The following is a 16,392-nucleotide window of genomic DNA, read 5'->3' as shown; positions in this document are numbered from 1 at the left end:
CGGATATACACAAAGGCGTGATAATTTATGCGAGACCGAATTGCGAAAAGCTTTCATAAGCAGGGGTTTATGCGCAGTCTCGATGCACGGATCGACTCCGTCGCGGCAGGCCGGGTCACGCTTTCCGCGCCGGTCGTCCCGGCGACGTCGCAGCAGCACGGGTTTGCCCATGCCGGGCTGACCTTCGCGCTTGGCGACAGCGCCTCGGGCTATGCGGCGTTGAGCCAGATGCCCGAAGACAGCGAGGTGATGACCGTCGAGATGAAGATCAATCTGATCGCACCCGCCGACGGGGTCCGCCTCTGGGCGCATGGGGAGGTGATGAAACCCGGTCGCCGGCTGGTGATCACACGCTGCACCGTGGAGGTCGAGCGCGCCGATGGCAGCCGCCGGGACGTGGCCCTGTTGCAGGGCACGATGATCCCGGTCTGAGCGTGTTTCACCGAGGCCGTTGACGTCGCATCGGCGCGCGCGCTCCCGGCAATCCCCCTGATCAGGCGGTCAGTCCCTGCGGCTCCGGCAGGCCATGTGCGCGGCAGCAGGCGGTGACCGTATTGGCCAGAAGACAGGCGATGGTCATCGGGCCCACACCGCCGGGCACGGGCGTGATGGCACCGGCAACCTGCGCCGCAGCGGCAAGGTCCACATCCCCGACAAGCTTGGTTTTATCAGGGTTATCAGGGTGTTGGATGCGGTTCATCCCCACATCAATCACCGTCGCGCCGGGTTTGACCCAATCCCCCTGAACCATTTCCGGGCGCCCGACCGCAACCACCAGAATATCCGCGCCCCGGCAGATGCGGGGGAGATCCGTCGTCCGCGAATGGGCGATGGTCACGGTGCAATTGTCGGCCAGCAAAAGCTGGGCCATCGGCTTGCCGACGATGTTGGAGCGGCCCAGAACCACCGCGTTCAGCCCCGACAGCGACCCGTGATGATCGCGCAGCATCATCAGGCAACCGAGCGGCGTGCAGGGCACCATGGATTTCTGCCCCGTGCCCAACAGCCCCACATTGGAGATATGAAAGCCGTCAACGTCCTTGGCGGGGGTTATCCTGTTGATAACCTTGGAGCTATCCACATGATCGGGCAGCGGTAACTGCACCAGAATACCATGCACTTTTGGGTCGGCGTTCAACCGGTCGACAAGATGGAGGATATCCGCCTCGGAGGTTGCCGCATCCAGTTTATGTTCGAAACCGGCCATGCCCGCCTCGACGGTTTGCTTGCCCTTGTTGCGCACATAGACCTGACTGGCCGGGTCTTCGCCCACCAGAACCACGGCAAGACCGGGCACCATGTCATGGTCGGATTTCAGCCGCGCCACATGGGCCGCGACCTTTTCCCGTATCTGTGCGGCGAAGGCTTTTCCGTCGATGATTTCGGCCGTCATGGGGGTGTCCTTTGCTGCTGCGTCGTCGGGGTCAGGTATATCAATGGTAGATCAATTTGCCACTGCGCCCGACCTCAGAACAGACCCTCGATATCGCCCGCGTCGTTCAGCATGATCGCCTCGGCGGAGGGCACGCGGGGCAGGCCCGGCATGGTCATGATCTCCCCGCAGATCGCCACGATGAAGCCGGCCCCCGCCGACAGCCGCACCTCCCGCACGGGGATCGTGAAGCCCGTGGGCGCGCCCCGTGCGCCGGGATCGGTGGTGAAGGAATACTGCGTCTTGGCCATGCAGACCGGCAGGTGGCCATAGCCCGCCTCTTCCCAGGCCGTCAATTGGTCGCGGATCTTGGCATCCACCACCACGCCATCGGCGTGATAGATGGCGGTCGAGATGGTCTCGATCTTCTCGAACAGCGGCATGTCGTCGGGATAGATCGGCGCGAAATCGGCGCCGCCTTCGTCGATGATGTCCACCACCTTGCGGGCCAGCGCCTCGGTTCCGGCGGAGCCATCGGCCCAGTGCTTGCACAGGACCGCCTCGGAGCCCTGGGTGGCGACATAGCTTTGCACCGCCTGCACCTCGGCCTCGGTGTCGCCCGCGAAATGGTTGATCGCGACGACAACGGGCACCCCGAAGGATTTGACGTTGCCGATATGGCGGCCCAGATTGGCGCAGCCCGCCTCCACCGCCGCCACGTTTTCCGCGCCCAGATCGGCCTTGGCGACGCCGCCATTCATCTTCATCGCCCGCACCGTGGCCACGATCACCACCGCATCGGGCGCGATGCCCGCCTTGCGGCACTTGATGTTCATGAATTTCTCGGCCCCCAGATCGGCGCCGAACCCGGCCTCCGTCACCACGTAATCGGCCAGCTTCAGCGCGGTGGTGGTGGCGATGACCGAATTGCAGCCATGGGCGATATTGGCGAACGGGCCGCCATGGACGAAGGCGGGGTTGTTTTCCAGCGTCTGGACCAGATTGGGCTGCATCGCATCCTTGAGAAGGACGGTCATGGCGCCATCGGCCTTGATGTCGCGGGCATAGATCGGTTTGCGGTCCCGCGTATAGGCGACGATGATGTCGCCGAGCCGCTTTTGCAGATCGTCGAGACCGGTGGCGAGGCACAGGATCGCCATGACCTCGGAGGCGACGGTGATGTCGAACCCGGTCTGGCGCGGGAAGCCGTTGGCCACCCCGCCGAGCGAGGTGACCATGTCGCGGAGCGCGCGGTCGTTCATGTCGAGCACGCGGCGCCAGACGACGCGCCGCTGGTCGATCTCCAGCGCATTGCCCCAGTAGATATGATTGTCGATCATCGCCGACAGCAGGTTATGGGCCGAAGTGATCGCGTGGAAATCGCCGGTGAAATGGAGGTTCATCTCCTCCATCGGCACAACCTGGGCATAACCGCCGCCCGCGGCGCCGCCCTTCATTCCGAAACAGGGCCCGAGCGAGGCCTCGCGGATGCAGATGGCCGCGTTCTTGCCGATCCGGTTGAGACCGTCGCCAAGCCCGACGGTGGTGGTGGTCTTGCCCTCGCCCGCGGGCGTCGGGTTGATCGCCGTCACGAGGATGAGCTTGCCGTTCTGGCGGCCCTGCACACCGTCGATGAAGCTCTGGCTCAGCTTGGCCTTGTCATGGCCGTAGGGCAGCAGATCCTCGGACGGGATGCCCAGTTTGCCGCCGATCTCCTGGATCGGGCGTTTGTTGGCTTCGCGGGCAATCTCGATGTCGGTTTTGAAGGCCATGATATGGGGTTCCTGCGGCGATAGAGGGTGGTCTCCCTTCGCCTATAGCGTCTCAGTTTCGGGTGCATAGGGGCATTTCCGACATTTTCGCCGCTCGCGCCGTCAGAATGCGGGCGGCTGCGCGCGCCCGCGCGGCCCCGTCGGAGATTTCTTTGAACCTTTTCGCGGCTCAGCCGTTCTAACAGTATCGAATGAAGGAGAAATACGATGTCAGCTCCGATGATCCTATTGCAGGCCGGTTTCGCAGCCGGGATGATGCTTGGCCTGACCGTGGCACTTCTGGCCTAGGAGGCTTGGAGGCGGCGCGCGGCCTCCAGATGCGGCCAGGCCGGCTGGTCCGGCACATGCAGGCGCAGGGCTTCGCCCAGATCGAGCCGCCCCTCCCGCTCCACCCAGGCGGTTATGCCGCGCCGATGTGCAGCCGCCCGTTTGAACGCCTTTCCGAAACCCGGCCGGGCCGCCTCGATCACCTTCGCGGGGAGGGAACAGGGGCGGTTTTCCATATCCACCGTCAGTGTCGTGCCACGTTCGCCCTGAAGGCGGGAGGATGGCGGGATATGGGTGAAATCCGGGATCCCCTCCACAAGGACCGAGGCGCCGAGCCATGACGGCTCAAGCCGGTCCAGCCCCATCTCCGCCGCGATGGCGGCCAGATCCTCCACCGACAGGATGGACAGCTGGCGGGTGTTCCTGATCTCGGTGCCGCGCGGATATTGCGCCGCCACCCGGCTGTCCGATGGCCGGGTGAGCCCCGCATGGCTTTCGCCCTCATAGCCCGCAAAACTCAGGTCCATATGTGTAAGCGGGCGTGTCTCAAGCGCGGCATCCCGGTCGGCATTGTGGCCGAGCCAGACGATCCGGGCGGCGAAATCGGTGGGGACGAGGGCGGGCATCGGTGGCTCCTTGGCGGTTTGCATGGCAGGCGGGACCGGCCGGCAGGATATGCAGAAGGCCGGATATGGGACAAGGCGGGTTCGGACCGGCTCGCGCGGCGGCGAAGACCGGATTTCGGTGTGCGGAAGGTGCTCGCGCGCAAAGAAAAGACCCCGGCACGGATGCCGGGGTCTTTTGCGTTTCGAAGAGCATGGCAGCGCCGGGATCAGGCGGTGGGTTCGGGTTCCATATCGCCCGAGGGTTTGGGCTTCGGTTTGGTCTTCGGGATCGCCGTAATCGACGCGGTGCCGCCGGTGTCGTGATCGTCGTCATCCTCGCCCCGGTTGAGCGGCTCGCCGGCGATGACCCTGGTGATCTCCGAACCGGTCAGCGTTTCGTACTCCAGCAGGCCTTGCGCCAGCCGTTCCAGATCGTCGCGCTTTTCGGTGAGGATGCGCTTGGCGGTCTCGTAGCCTTCATCCACCAGCGCCTTGACCTTGTCGTCGATGATCTTCTGGGTGGCGGCGGAGTGGCTTGAGCCGCCGCCATAGGCACCCAGATAGGACTGCTGTTCATTGGCGTAATCAATATAGCCGAGTTCCTCGGCATAGCCGAATTGCGTGACCATCGCGCGGGCGATCTTGGAGACCTGCTGAATGTCGGACGCCGCGCCGGAGGTCACGTTGTCCTTGCCGAAAACCAGTTCCTCGGCCACGCGCCCGCCCATCGCCATGGCGATCTTGGAGGTGTATTTGCGGTAGCTGACGGAGAGCTGATCCCGCTCGGGGAGTGACAGAACCAGACCCAGTGCGCGGCCGCGCGGGATGATCGTGGCCTTGTGGATCGGGTCATGGTCGGGCACGTTCAGCCCGACGACGGCATGGCCGGCCTCGTGATAGGCGGTCAGCTTCTTTTCATCCTCGGACATGACCATCGACCGGCGTTCGGCGCCCATCATGACCTTGTCCTTGGCGCTTTCGAAATCCTCCATCGTCACGAAGCGGCGCCCGAAACGCGCGGCCATCAGCGCGGATTCGTTGACGAGGTTCGCAAGATCCGCACCCGAGAAGCCGGGCGTGCCGCGGGCGATGATGCGCAGATCGACATCCGGGCCCAGAGGCACCTTGCGGGCGTGGACGCCAAGGATCTTCTCGCGGCCCTTGATGTCGGGGTTGGGCACCTGCACCTGCCGGTCGAAGCGGCCGGGGCGCAGCAGCGCGGGGTCGAGCACATCGGGGCGGTTGGTGGCGGCCACGATGATGATGCCCTCGTTCGCCTCGAACCCGTCCATCTCCACCAGAAGCTGGTTCAGCGTCTGTTCACGTTCGTCATTGCCGCCGCCATAGCCCACGCCACGGGAGCGGCCGACGGCGTCGATCTCGTCGATGAAGACGATGCAAGGCGCATTCTTCTTGGCCTGTTCGAACATGTCCCGCACACGGGAGGCGCCGACACCCACGAACATCTCCACGAAGTCGGAGCCCGAGATGGTGAAGAAGGGCACGCCCGCCTCCCCCGCGATGGCGCGGGCCAGAAGCGTCTTACCGGTGCCCGGGGGGCCCACCAGAAGCGCGCCCTTGGGGATCTTGCCGCCGAGGCGGGAGAATTTCTGCGGATTGCGGAGGAACTCGACGATCTCCTCAAGCTCTTCCTTCGCCTCGTCGATGCCGGCCACGTCATCGAAGGTCACGCGACCGGATTTCTCGGTCAGCAGTTTGGCCTTGGATTTGCCGAAGCCCATGGCGCCGCCGCGCCCGCCGCCCTGCATCCGGTTCATGAAGAAGATCCAGATACCGATCAGGACCAGAACCGGCAGCCAGAGCGAGAGGACACTGAGGAACCCGGACTGCTCCTGCGGCCGCGCCTCGATCCGGACATCATTGGCCAGAAGCGTTTCGGTCAGGTCGGTGCCATCGGGCCGCACGGTGGAATAGGTGCCGTCCCCGGTGGTGAACTGGACGTTCTCGCCGTCGATCGTGACCGAGGTGACCGCCCCGTTCTCGACCTCCTGAATGAAGTCGGAATACGCAACGCCACGCTGGTTCACATTGGACTGGCCGCCGCTGAACAGATTGAAGAGCGCGAGGATCAACAGAAAAAGGATGACCCAGAAAGCGATATTTCTCGCGTTGCCCAACAGAATTCTCCTTACATCAGCGCGCCAAACAGGGGGGCGGACAGACTGCGCCCGGCACGTCCCCGTAAGATAGACATGCTCGGGCCAACTTCAATGCGATAATATGGTACGATGAAAGCGCGCCTGCGGTGCATAGCTGGCCTGACAAAGCGGCGCGTGCCAAAGCTCGGGCGCCGCCACGAGGCTCTCGCCGCTCCAGATCCCGGGATAGGAGGTGAGCGCCGCATGGGGCAGCGTGGCCGGACGGTCGATTTTGCTGGCCCCGTCGGGGCCCAGCGCGCGGATCGTGCAGCCCTGAAGCCGCGCGCCCCGCACCTGCCAGCGATTGTCCCAGAGCGCCGTGCCGTCGGCGGGCGTTTCCAGCCCCGCGACCGCGGCATGTTCGCGGACCACGAAGATATGCAATGCGGTGGCCACAACCTGCCCGCCATGCAGCGTGGCGCCCCGCCCGGCCAGCGCGTCGTCAAGCGCGGTTTCCAGCGTTTTCAGGCGCGGGCGATAGGGCGCCGAGGACAGGCGCGAGAGCCCGTGCGCCATGAGGCGAAGCTGGGTTTCGCGTTCGGTCGCGGCAAAATCCGAGCGCACCAGTGCGATCACGCCGGGCAGGGGTTCGGTCGCGATCCGTGCGGCGGTTTCCGCGCAGCGGGCCTCCAGCGCCGTGCGGGCGCGGGCAAGCTGCCGGGCGGTCTCGGCCAGACGGTCGGTGGTCAGGCCGAGCGGGCCAAGCAGGTCAAGCGCCTGACGCATCCGCACCCGGTCAAATCGCGGGTCGTCATTGCCGGGATCGTCGCGCCAGCCGAGGCCGCGGGCCTTGAGCATGTCGCGCAGGGCCTTGCGGCGCTCGGCCAGAAGCGGGCGGAGAAACGGAATGCCGTGACCTTGCGTCGTCTCGGCCATGGCGGAGAGGCCATCGACACCGGAGCCGCGGGCCAGACGCATCAGGAAGGTTTCGGCCAGATCGTCCCGGGTATGCCCCAGCAGGATCGCGGAGATCTCCGGCCTTTCAGCGTGCGCCCAATCGGCCATGAGGCCATAGCGGGCGGCGCGGGCTTGGGCCTGCAGGTTTCCCTGCCCGTCCCAGCCCCGCCATGGCAGCGTGACATGGGCCGCGCCCAGATCTTGCGCCCGGGCGGCGACCCAGGCGGCCTCGTCCGCGCTTTCGGCGCGCAGGCCGTGATCGACGGTGATCGCCTGCACATCCGGGGGGGTGGCTTGCGCCCCTGCCCAGTCGGCGGCAAGGGCCAGAAGCGCCAGCGAGTCGCTGCCGCCGGAAACCGCAACCCCGATACACCGGCCTCGCCGCCCCGCCAGAAGCCGCTCAAGCGTGGCGGCGAACCGGGTTTCGATGCTCAAGTGCAGCCAAGGCCGGCCATGGCGGAGCGCGCGTCGAACACCGATTGAGAGGTCGGATAGCGAAGTTCGACTTCCGCCAGGGTGAGGCAGGCCTCTTCCGTCTGGCCGAGCTGGCCGAGGCTGGTGCCCAGTTTCGTCAGGCTTTCGGGCGCGCGGGGCGCATCGGGCGCGCCGGAGAAACTATCGAGATAGGCCCGCGCGGCCTCGCTCCAGTTGCTTTGGGCCGCTTCCGCCTCGCCGCGCAGGAAATGCGCCTCCGCACTCAGGGGGCCGCCGGGATAGGTTTGGGTGAAAGCGGCAAAAAGCTGTGCCGCTTCGGCGTAGTTGCCCGCGTCATAGGCCGCCTGCGCGCGGTCGAAATCCGACTGCTCGCCCACCGCTAGCGCCGCGCCGCCGCCCGGCGCCGGGAAAGGGGCCGCAACCGGACCCGCCCCGGTCAGCGGTTCCCCGCCAAGGCTGGGGGTATCGCCCAGATCGGCGATGTCGCAATCGGTCTCAAGCTCGCACAGACGAAACTCCAGATCACCCACGCGGTTGGTGCCGTCGCTGACAACCCGGTCGATCCTGAGCTGCATCTCTTCGGTCAGGCTGGTCAGGCGGCGCAACTCCGCCTCGATCCCGTCGACGCGCTGGAGCGTGTCGCCCGACGCCCCGCTGCCCAGAGACGCGCCGGTGGTGTTCAGCTCCCCCCGCAGCCGTTGCAGTTCCACATAGAGAACGGAAAGCTCCTGCCGGATATCGGCCAGGGTCTGATCCCGGTCCTGCGCCATGGCGGGCATGGGCAGGCTGAGGGTTGCCGCAAGGGCGACGGACAGGGCGAACGGGCGCAGCATCGTCATTAGACCCCGGCGCCGGCGCCCGCGGCGATGACGCTGACCGCGCGGCGGTTCTGGCGATAGCAGCTTTCGTCGGAGCAGATTTCGATCGGACGCTCCTTGCCGTAGCTGATCGTCCGGAGCCGGTTGGCCGCAACGCCGCGGCTGATCAGGTATTCCTCCACCGCGCTGGCCCGGCGGGCGCCGAGGGCGAGGTTGTATTCACGGGTGCCCTGTTCATCCGCGTGGCCTTCGATCAGGACGGTGTATTCGGTGTTTGTCAGCAGCCACTGGGCCTGCCCGTCAAGGGTTGCCCGGGCGTCGGGCGCGAGGGTGGACTGATCGACGGCGAACAGAACGCGGTCGCCCACGGTCTGGTTGAAATAGGCCGGCGATGTCGGATCGAACGCCCCCTGCTGCCCCGCGCCGTTCAACGCGCCGGCAGTGTTGCCGCCAAGCCCGCCTTGGGCGCAGGCCGAGAGGCCAAGGACCGCAACCAGAAGGGCGGATTTCATCAGGATATTCATGGTGCTCATTCCTCGGTTCAGGGTGTGTTTTGCCGCGCAGCGTAACATGGGTGCGGGTTCATGCAAATCACAAGGGAGCCAGATCGGGAATCAGCAAAGATTTCCGTGCCGGACGGGCGCCTGCCGGATCCGGGCGGGAGGGTGGCACGCGCCGGAGGCCAGCGCCGGCACACGTACGGTCAAGGCGGCAGGCGCGGCGCGGAATGGCCACGCGGCGACAGACCGGGCAGCACCGTCCCGGAGACGGCGGATGTCACGATGGCTGTTTTGCCCCGGCTTTGGCGGATATCAGCCTGAAACCTAGGCGTATTCGGGAAAGCCCAACCGCTGAAGCGCAGCCTGAGCGGCATTGCGGACCGCCTCGTCGGCGGACATCAACTGCTCGTTCAACTGCCGCATGATCACACTCAAGGTCTTGGAACTGGTGTGCTTGTTGATGAATTCGGCAACATGATCACTGGACAGTTTGAGAATGTCCTCAGTGCTTGGCACATGCATCGCGCAACTCCGTTTTTGTCATGTAAGGCCGTTTCCCCGCCGGAAAGGTTAATGCACCCCTTCGATTCGGGCGACTCCAAAGTAACAGCTTTGCGACGCCACGCCGCAGTGCAGCATCGGGCGGCGCGATCCGCGCTTGCAAGCCAAACCCATTGCCCAATACCATCGCCGCGAAACATCTCAAGGGAGAGACGCATGTTCCACCGTTTCAAGATGACCGGCGCAATCCTTGCCCTTACGGCAAGCGGCGCGTTGGCGCAGCAGACCGACATCACCATCGGGATGCAGCTGGAACCGCCCAACCTGGACCCGACGGGCGGCGCCGCCGCCGCCATCGACGAGGTGGTTTACGCCAATGTCTTTGAGGGGCTGACGCGCTTTGCCTCCGATGGATCGGTGGTGCCGGGGCTGGCCGAGACGTGGGAGATTTCCGAAGACGGGCTGACCTATACGTTTTCACTGCGTGACGGGGTGATGTTCCATGACGGCAGCAGCTTCACCGCCGAGGATGTCGTCTTCTCCCTCGATCGCGCCCGGGCCGAGGACACCACGAATGCGCAGGCCGCGCTGTTCGCGGGGATCGAGAGCGTCGAGGCGGTTGACGACACCACCGTGGTGCTGCGTCTGAGCGCGCCGAACGGGGCGCTGCTGTTCAACCTGGCCTGGGGCGATGCGGTGATCGTCGCCCCCGAAAGTGCCGAGACGAATGCCACCAATCCGGTCGGCACCGGCCCCTTCGTCTTTGCCGACTGGGTGCAGGGCGACCGGGTGGAGCTGACCCGCAACCCCGATTACTGGGGCGAGGCGCCGGCGCTGGAGGCCGCGACCTTCCGCTTCATTTCCGACCCGAACGCCGCCTTTGCCGCGCTGATGGCCGGGGATGTGGATGCCTTCCCGGTCTTTCCCGCGCCCGAAACGCTTGGCCAGTTCGAAGCCGATCCCCGGTTCTCCGTCATCGTCGGCTCGACCGAGGGGGAAACCATTCTGGCGATGAACAACCAGTCCGCGCCGCTGGACGATATCCGCGTGCGTCAGGCGATTTCCCATGCGATCAACCGGCAGGACATCATCGACGGTGCGATGTTCGGCTATGGCACGCCCATCGGCACCCATTTCGCCCCGCATCACCCGGATTACGTCGATCTGACCGGGCAATCCGCCTTCGACCCCGAGACCGCCCGCGCGCTTCTGGCGGAGGCCGGTGTCTCCGATCTGACCCTTCGTCTGGCGCTGCCGCCCCCATCCTATGCGCGCCGGGGCGGGGAGATCATCGCGGCCCAGCTTCGCGAGGTGGGGATCGAGACCGAGATCAGCAATCTGGAATGGGCGCAATGGCTGGAACAGGTGTTCCGGGGCAAGGATTTCGATCTGACCATCGTCAGCCATACCGAACCCATGGATATCGGGATCTATGCCCGGCCGGAATACTACTTCCAGTATGACAATCCGGGGTTTCAGGATCTGATGAACACGCTGACGCTGACCGCCGACCCGGCGGAACGCTCGGCGCTGCTGCGCTCGGCTCAGGAGGTAATCGCCGACGATTACGTCAACGGCTATCTGTTCCAGCTTGCGAAAACCGGCGTGGCCAACGCCAATATCGAAGGTCTGTGGGAAAACTCCCCGACACAGGCCAATGATCTGAGCGGCGTCCGCTGGACGCAGTAGGCCCCGCGCGACACAATCGCAAAAACGCCCCGGGCGCCATCGCCCGGGGCGTTTTTCATGCCTGCCACATTGGTGCCCCGGGGCCTGCGCGGGGCGCGGCCGGAGAGAGAAGGCCTAGAAAGTGACCGTGCCCTGTTCCCCGGCATCGGGTTTCTGATCGGTCAGGTTGGCTTTGGCGATTTCGTAGAGGAACTTCACGCCGCTGGTGGGTGTCACCGAGATTTCGGCGCTGTCCGGCGTGAATTGCAGCAGGCAGACATCCGGATCGTGCTGCCCGCCCTCGAACCAGGCATCGGCGACGAAGCTCCAGACCTCATCCAGCGCCTCACGGTCGGTGGAGCGGCTCAATTGGCCCTCCACATCCGCGTAGAGACCCGTTTTCGCGTCGGCCACGACGAATTGCGCGGGCTGCGCACCGGCTTCGACGGATTTGGCGAGATCGGTGCCCTTGGCGGTGATGAACCAGATATGCCCGGGCATGTCGTCGTCGACCTGCGGCGACATGGCGACCAGACGGCCCTGCCCCCTGACCCCCAACATCCCGGCCCGGACATCTTCCATACGGCTCCAGAATTCGTGCTTCAGATCGCTCATTGCTTGTGTCCTGTCCTGAGGATTGTGTCACCTCTCAACCAGAACGAGCCGCATTTGTTCCCCGCCCGGCAGTTGCGCCGAACGGAAAAACGGGGAGCCGCGGCAGTTTCCGTGGCGGCTCAGCCCAGCCCGTAATACCCCAGAACCTTGTTGTACCATTTGCCTTCGATCCGGTCGCCGATCTCATGCAGTTCCGGGCTGCTGTCGACGGTGCTTTCCGGGCAGCTCAGCGTGATCCGGGGTGTCGACCAGTCGATATCGGCGACCATGCCCACCGGGATCACCCGCTGATGTTCCATATCCGTGGGGCCCGCATGGATCACCAGCATGGCGATATGCCAGCCGTCGGTTTCGACGATCACATCCATCAGGCTGCCGGCCAGCTTGTCGCTGCCCATCACGTCGGCATCCAGCAATCTGCCCACCCGGTGCAGATCGGCGCTACTGCTGGCAGCGGCCAGTTCGCATTCGGCCTGGCTCAGCATCTCGGGCTCGACCTCGGCATCCTCGGGCGCGCGGGCCGCCACGACCTCGCCGGCTTCCACATCGGCGGCGGCAACCGTCACCGGCCAGACGCTCTCGGCCACATCCGGCTGCCCGAAAACCGCGATCCGCATCGCGCATTTCTGCCGCTCGAACCAGCTGCCGATATCGACGACCACATGGGTGACCCTGTGATTGTCGCCCACGAACAGATCGGTGACGGTGTGGCGGCTGTCATCCGACGCGACCGCATCGAGCGATTTCAAGTCTTTCAGTCTGATCAGCATGGTGTTTCCTATCTGCCCTGTTCACGAACAGGTGTAGCTGCTCCACCAAGGCAACAAAAGGCCTCCCGCCACGGGATGCAGCGGGGGGGCCGGTCGTCATCGGAAATGGCTTACATCTCGCCGTCGATGGCAAAGAACATCGTTTCGCCGGAATGGTCATCGACCCCGTCATTGTCGGTGGACACCCACATGGTTCCGTCCGCCATGATCGCCAGCCCCTCGACCTTGTCGAGCACGAAGCCGCCTGTGGAGGTCAGATACGGAATGAGATCGACCACGGGTTCCGGCGTCACCACCGGCAGATCGCCGCCCAGCGCCGCGGGCTGCATCTGGGCCAGCGGAATGCGCGTGATCCGCTTGGTCACCGCCGCCGCGCCGATCTGGTTGTCACGCTCGATGACATAGACATGCTCTCCATGGGCCGCGATCTCGCTGAGACCGACCCAGCCGGTCGCGGGCTCGGTCAACGGATAGAGAACCGCGCCCCATTCCTCGGTTTCGAGATTGTAGGACACCAGCTTGGTGTGGTTTTCCGGGTCATCGGCCCAAGGCCGCTGCACCGCCATCCACAGGCTGTCGCCGACCCGGGTGATGCCTTCGAACCCGAACCGGCGTTCCACCGCCTGCAACGCGGCGGGCAGCGGCACATAATCCGCGATCTCGCCATCAGCCCCCACATGGTAGAGCGCATGGGGCACAAGCCGGTCGGTCCGGCCTTCCGAGGCGATCCAGAAGCCGCCGTCGCCGTCCAGCGCGATGCCTTCCATGTCCAGCAACTGCGCCGGCTGGCCGGCCCGGGTCACCCGGATCGCATTGACGATCTGCGCCGGGCGTTCCGATGGGTCGATCACGAAGATCGTCGGCTGCATGGCGTAAAAGCTGTCATTGACCGCGTAGATCAGGCCATCGTCGCCCGCGACCTGCCCGGAAATCGCACCCCATCCGGTCAGCTCCGCCATGTTGGCGGAACTCAGATGCGGGTAGCTGGCCGGAGCGTCCTGATATTCGAACAGCATCACATGGGCCCGCGCGGCCCCGTCTTCGAGACCGTCCACTTCGTTCGCGGAAACAAGCAGGTTGCGTTCAGGGATGGTGACGTACCCCTCCGGCCCGATGCCGGACGGCAGAAGCTGCGTCAGGACCGGATTGGCGGGGTCGCTCACATCGTAGACGCCCACGATGGAGGCGCGTTCGGCCCCCACGAAGACCATGGGCGTGCCGCCGAATTCGGCAAAGGTCACGCTCTCGGGCTCCACGCCCTTGTTGCCCGAGCGGCGCTCGGGGTAGTGGCCGATCTGGATGATCGCCTCTTCGAAGGAGGTGCCGCTTTCGTAGATCACATCGCCGGTCTGGCTGAAGATCGTCCACCCGCGGGATCCGCCATCCATGTCGCCCTCGTTGGCGGTGGCGAAATGGGTGTCGTCGATCCATGCGACCGCATCGGGCTCGCGGACCCGCCCCGGCTGGCGCCCGTCATGGACGAAAGCGCCTTCCTCTTCCACGTCGATCCCTTCCAGATCGACGGCCTCGGCGGAGAAATGGCTCAGCACCGCGCCTGCGCGGTCCAGCACCACCATATGGTTGTTTTCCTGAAGCGTGACGACCACCTCGCCCTCGCCATTGATCGAGACGTATTCCGGCTCCGGATCCTCGGGGGCGACCTCGGCCAGGCCGGTGATATCGGCCACGCGGAGCGTGTCGCAGGCGATCAGACCGTCGGGCGTGAGATCCACCATCACGACCGACCCGGCCGGCATCTGGCCCACGCGGCCATCGCCCAGATCCTCGTCCCGCTCGTTTTCGATCGCCACGGCAAGGAAGGACGCATCCGGCGCAATCGCCACGGAATCGGGCTGTCCCGGCAGGTCGCAGCGGCCAAGCTCGCGCCGGTCGGTGACGTCGATCTCGACGAGATAGCCCGATGGCTCGGTATAGCTTTCAGAGGTGTTCACACCGGCCAGCGCGTAATTGCCCACCACCGCGACGGAGGTCGGCTCGCCGTCCAGTTCGACGATCCCGGCGGGCATCGGCGCGGCGGGATCGGTGATGTCGATGAACCCCAGCGCTTCCAGCGGGCTATCGGTATAGACCAGCGTCATCCCGTCGCCGGTTGCCGCGATGATCTCGGCGGAAGTTTCCGCGGCCTCAGGGCTGTTTTCGGAAACCGCGAACGAGGCGATACGGTTGAAATTCATGTCCGCCAATGCGGGCCCCGCCATCAGCGCGAGCGCCGATGTCAGGGTCAGAAAACGCGTGGTCATGCAGAAGGCTCCCCAAGTTGCTGTGACGGCCCCTCCTCGCGCGGTCGCGTGACCCTGACGTAACGGAAATGTATCGGTTTCATGAAATGCTGCGCCCGGCCGGCCCGTCAGACCACGTTATGCGCCGGACCGTAGGGGAAGGCGGTGATGTTCTCGGCGCCCTCCTCCGTGATGATCAGGATGTCGTGTTCACGATACCCGCCCGCGCCCGGCTGCCCCTCGGGGATGGTCAGCATCGGCTCCATGGAGATCACCATGCCCGGTTCAAGGCGCGTGTCGATATCCTCCCGCAGTTCGAGCCCCGCCTCCCTTCCGTAGTAATGCGACAGCACGCCGAAGGAATGGCCGTAGCCGAAACTCCGGTATTGAAGCAGACCGCGCCCGGAGAGGAAGTCGTTGATCTCGCGGGTGATCTCAGAACAGCGGATGCCGGGCCGCATCAGGGACATGCCTAGCTCATGGGCCTCCACATTCGCCTCCCATATCGCGCGGGAGGCGTCATCCACCTCGCCGATGAACAACGTGCGTTCCAGTGCGGTGTAGTAGCCCGAGATCATCGGAAAGGCGTTGAGGCTCAGGATATCGCCACGCTGCACCCTGCGCCCCGTCACCGGGTTATGCGCCCCGTCGGTGTTGAGGCCGGACTGAAACCAGACCCATGTGTCGCGGTATTCGGCATCGGGAAACCGGTGGGCGATTTCCAGCTCCATCGCGTTGCGCCCGGCCATCGCCACCTCGATTTCGCGGACGCCCTCCCGGATGGCCGTCTTCATGGCCCACCCGCCGATATCCGCCACCGCGGCGCCGGCGCGGATCAGATCGCGTTCGGCTGCCGATTTCACCATCCGCTGGCGCATCGTCATCGGCGCAAGATCGACCGTATCGCGGGGCGCCGCCGCATCGAAAAACGCCTGCCGCGCGGCAAGGGTCATGTGATCGCCCTCATACCCGGCGACGCGGGCCGTTCCGGTGACCGACAGCACCGCGCGCCAGAAATTGCCGCGCTGCCAGTCGGTATAGGTCAGCGCATCGCAGGCGCAGCGCCGCCACGGCTGGCCCCCGTCAATTCCGGCGGCGATCACCACCGCCTGGTCGGCGGTCACCACAAGGCCGTAGGGCCGCCCGAAGGCGCAGTAGAGAAAGCCCGAGTAATAGGCGATATTGTGCATCGAGGTCAGCACCGCCACCTCGACACCGTGGGCATCCATGATCGTGCGCAGGCCCATCAGGCGGGTATCGTACTCCGCCTGCGAAAATGGCAGCGGGGCCTTTTCGCCGTTGTGAAAGCTGAAGAACTCCGGGCGCTCCATGGCGGACCCTCCTGTTCAGAAGGCCCCGGCGTTCAGGGCGAAAGCTTGGCCCGCTGAGAGCGCGGCCGGACGACGCCATCGTCCCATCGCGCAAACCTGCCGCAACCCCGCCCGGTCAGGCAAGGCCAAAAAGCACCTGCAGCGCCAGAAGGATCGACCCGAACGCGGTGGCCAGCGCGACATTGCCGAACAGCATCGTGCAGGCGAGATTGGCCAGCGTCACCACCCCGAACACCCAGCGCCACTCCGGCGAGGTGCGGATCTGCCCGACATTCAGGATCAGGATCAGCATCGCCGCGATATAGACCGAGATGACGGAGACCGCGGGCTCGGGATCCAGCCAGGCCAGGAAAAGCGCGATACCCCAGGGCAAGGCCACGTTGATCAGCGCAAACCGCGCCCATACCGGCAATCCCGTCATTGTCCCGCTCCTTTGCGCCCA

General features: G+C 65.2%; 15 protein-coding genes. 2 read left to right on the top strand and 13 right to left on the bottom strand.

What is annotated here, in order from left to right:
• Nucleotides 1-69: 69 nt before the first annotated feature.
• The gene (locus ACQ651_RS00740) at nucleotides 70-432 is read left to right on the top strand and encodes a PaaI family thioesterase (RefSeq protein ID WP_286193220.1); all 363 of its coding nucleotides are present in this window, start codon (nucleotides 70-72) and stop codon (nucleotides 430-432) included.
• Between the two features lie 61 nt (nucleotides 433-493).
• Here the strand turns inward: ACQ651_RS00740 and folD are convergent, their stop codons facing one another.
• The 8 genes from folD to ACQ651_RS00700 all read right to left on the bottom strand — a co-directional run bounded on the left by folD (nucleotide 494) and on the right by ACQ651_RS00700 (nucleotide 9,347).
• The gene (folD, locus tag ACQ651_RS00735) at nucleotides 494-1,393 is read right to left on the bottom strand and encodes a bifunctional methylenetetrahydrofolate dehydrogenase/methenyltetrahydrofolate cyclohydrolase FolD (protein ID WP_430447864.1); all 900 of its coding nucleotides are present in this window, start codon (nucleotides 1,391-1,393) and stop codon (nucleotides 494-496) included.
• A gap of 74 nt (nucleotides 1,394-1,467) precedes the next feature.
• Nucleotides 1,468-3,144 carry a formate--tetrahydrofolate ligase gene (locus tag ACQ651_RS00730; protein ID WP_430447863.1) on the bottom strand — a complete coding sequence of 559 codons (1,677 nt, stop codon included), beginning with the start codon at nucleotides 3,142-3,144 and terminating at the stop codon, nucleotides 1,468-1,470.
• A 284-nt stretch (nucleotides 3,145-3,428) separates the two neighbouring features.
• On the bottom strand, nucleotides 3,429-4,037 hold the full coding sequence (locus ACQ651_RS00725) for an MOSC domain-containing protein (protein ID WP_430447861.1): 609 nt from the start codon (nucleotides 4,035-4,037) through the stop codon (nucleotides 3,429-3,431).
• 206 nt (nucleotides 4,038-4,243) lie between these two features.
• Nucleotides 4,244-6,154, bottom strand: coding sequence for an ATP-dependent zinc metalloprotease FtsH (gene ftsH, locus ACQ651_RS00720; RefSeq protein ID WP_227284308.1), 1,911 nt, complete (start codon nucleotides 6,152-6,154; stop codon nucleotides 4,244-4,246).
• Between the two features lie 90 nt (nucleotides 6,155-6,244).
• A complete protein-coding gene (tilS, locus tag ACQ651_RS00715) occupies nucleotides 6,245-7,507 on the bottom strand; it encodes a tRNA lysidine(34) synthetase TilS (protein ID WP_430447859.1) in 1,263 nt (420 codons plus the stop codon).
• The gene (gene ybgF / locus ACQ651_RS00710; RefSeq protein WP_430447857.1) at nucleotides 7,504-8,340 is read right to left on the bottom strand and encodes a tol-pal system protein YbgF; all 837 of its coding nucleotides are present in this window, start codon (nucleotides 8,338-8,340) and stop codon (nucleotides 7,504-7,506) included. The genes tilS and ybgF overlap by 4 nt, the downstream gene beginning before the upstream one ends.
• Nucleotides 8,341-8,345: 5 nt before the next feature.
• Nucleotides 8,346-8,849: a peptidoglycan-associated lipoprotein Pal gene (gene pal, locus ACQ651_RS00705; protein ID WP_227284604.1), complete on the bottom strand. Its 504-nt coding sequence runs from the start codon at nucleotides 8,847-8,849 to the stop codon at nucleotides 8,346-8,348.
• A gap of 300 nt (nucleotides 8,850-9,149) precedes the next feature.
• Nucleotides 9,150-9,347, bottom strand: coding sequence for a hypothetical protein (locus tag ACQ651_RS00700; protein WP_227284310.1), 198 nt, complete (start codon nucleotides 9,345-9,347; stop codon nucleotides 9,150-9,152).
• A gap of 195 nt (nucleotides 9,348-9,542) precedes the next feature.
• Between ACQ651_RS00700 and ACQ651_RS00695 the strand changes: the two genes are divergently transcribed.
• On the top strand, nucleotides 9,543-11,015 hold the full coding sequence (locus ACQ651_RS00695; protein ID WP_430447855.1) for an ABC transporter substrate-binding protein: 1,473 nt from the start codon (nucleotides 9,543-9,545) through the stop codon (nucleotides 11,013-11,015).
• Between the two features lie 114 nt (nucleotides 11,016-11,129).
• Here ACQ651_RS00695 and ACQ651_RS00690 read toward each other — a convergent pair whose 3' ends face one another.
• The 5 genes from ACQ651_RS00690 to ACQ651_RS00670 form a co-directional block, all read right to left on the bottom strand.
• Nucleotides 11,130-11,609 carry a pyridoxamine 5'-phosphate oxidase family protein gene (locus ACQ651_RS00690; RefSeq protein WP_430447853.1) on the bottom strand — a complete coding sequence of 160 codons (480 nt, stop codon included), beginning with the start codon at nucleotides 11,607-11,609 and terminating at the stop codon, nucleotides 11,130-11,132.
• A gap of 119 nt (nucleotides 11,610-11,728) precedes the next feature.
• The gene (locus ACQ651_RS00685; protein ID WP_430447852.1) at nucleotides 11,729-12,379 is read right to left on the bottom strand and encodes a hypothetical protein; all 651 of its coding nucleotides are present in this window, start codon (nucleotides 12,377-12,379) and stop codon (nucleotides 11,729-11,731) included.
• Nucleotides 12,380-12,489: 110 nt separating this feature from the next.
• Nucleotides 12,490-14,640, bottom strand: a complete 2,151-nt coding sequence (locus tag ACQ651_RS00680; RefSeq protein ID WP_430447850.1) for an esterase-like activity of phytase family protein — start codon at nucleotides 14,638-14,640, stop codon at nucleotides 12,490-12,492.
• Between the two features lie 107 nt (nucleotides 14,641-14,747).
• Nucleotides 14,748-15,950: an aminopeptidase P family protein gene (locus tag ACQ651_RS00675; protein WP_430447848.1), complete on the bottom strand. Its 1,203-nt coding sequence runs from the start codon at nucleotides 15,948-15,950 to the stop codon at nucleotides 14,748-14,750.
• A 115-nt stretch (nucleotides 15,951-16,065) separates the two neighbouring features.
• A complete protein-coding gene (locus ACQ651_RS00670) occupies nucleotides 16,066-16,371 on the bottom strand; it encodes a hypothetical protein (protein WP_430447847.1) in 306 nt (101 codons plus the stop codon).
• Nucleotides 16,372-16,392: the final 21 nt, after the last annotated feature.

Source organism: Rhodophyticola sp., from assembly GCF_965284195.1.
Classification (GTDB): Bacteria; Pseudomonadota; Alphaproteobacteria; order Rhodobacterales; family Rhodobacteraceae; genus Rhodophyticola.
The sequence above is the reverse complement of the archived record's forward strand: the minus strand, read 5'-3'. Positions and strand labels throughout refer to the sequence as shown.